The following is a 1,112-nucleotide window of genomic DNA, read 5'->3' as shown; positions in this document are numbered from 1 at the left end:
CTTCTCATTCGCCCGGCTATTTACGGATTAGCAGCCTTGAGTCTCGTGCTGGTACTGATTATTCCTGCAGAGGTCGGACGCCCCATCCACATGAGTCCCATCTTTGCTTTGCATATGAGTCTCGCTTTAATCGCATCGGCGTTGTTAACCCTTGCTACCTTTTATGGGGTTCAACTTTTATATGTCAACCGACTGCTCAAACAAAAAAGTGCGAAAGCGGTTTCTGAACGAATGCCGCCATTACTCTCGATTGAGCAATATTTCTTCCGTTTATTAACAACCGGTACCATCGTTTTATTGATCGCAGTTACTGTCGGTTTTATTTACATGGATGATTTGTTTGCTCGTGGACAGCTGCATAAAACTATTTTTTCGTTAGCTGCGCTGATTGCTTTTGGCAGTGTACTCACCATTCACTATTGGCGTGGTTTGCGCGGCCGAATCGCGGTTTACTACACGCTGCTGGCAAGTAGCTTGCTGATTATTGGTTACTTTGGTAGCCGCTTTGTTCGCGACATCCTGCTCACCTGAGCAAGGATTCCGTTGAAAAAGCACTTGACTTGCCTACGGACGCCCCTACATTAAGACCTTAGACTTCATTAACAGGAAACCAACTTGGACGACATATCTACCGGTACGTTATTTCTTGCTCTCGCGGTACTTATTCTGATCTCTGGATACTTCTCCGGCTCTGAAACGGGCATGATGACGGTTAACCGTTATAAACTTCGTCACTTAGCGCAAAGCGGTAATAAGTCGGCACGTCGGGTCACACGTTTACTCGATCGCCCCGATCGCCTCATCGGCCTTATTTTAATTGGCAATAACCTCGTGAATATCGCCGCCTCGGCCATCGCCACCATTATCGGCATGCGACTTTACGGCGACTACGGTATTGCGATTGCCACTGTTGTGCTGACCTTAATTATTCTGATTTTTGCTGAAGTCACACCGAAGACAATCGCTGCACTGCATCCTGAGCGCGTGGCATATCCAAGTTCAATGATACTTTCACCATTGATGCGAATTTTTTACCCGCTAGTTGCCGCGGTCAATTTTATCACGAACAATATGATGCGGCTCATGGGTATCAACCCAAACGCTGCTGGCAA

General features: G+C 46.9%; 2 protein-coding genes. Both read left to right on the top strand.

Annotated features, from left to right (window positions below):
- Nucleotides 1-531: cytochrome c biogenesis protein CcsA (ccsA, locus tag J5F18_RS04470; protein WP_346301121.1), on the top strand; the 531-nt coding region annotated here is incomplete at its 5' end.
- Between the two features lie 84 nt (nt 532-615).
- The coding region (locus J5F18_RS04465) for a CNNM domain-containing protein (RefSeq protein ID WP_346301120.1) at nt 616-1,112 on the top strand (497 nt) is incomplete at its 3' end.

The sequence above is a fragment of the Halomonas sp. BM-2019 genome (genome assembly GCF_017584085.1).
The sequence above is the reverse complement of the archived record's forward strand: the minus strand, read 5'-3'. Positions and strand labels throughout refer to the sequence as shown.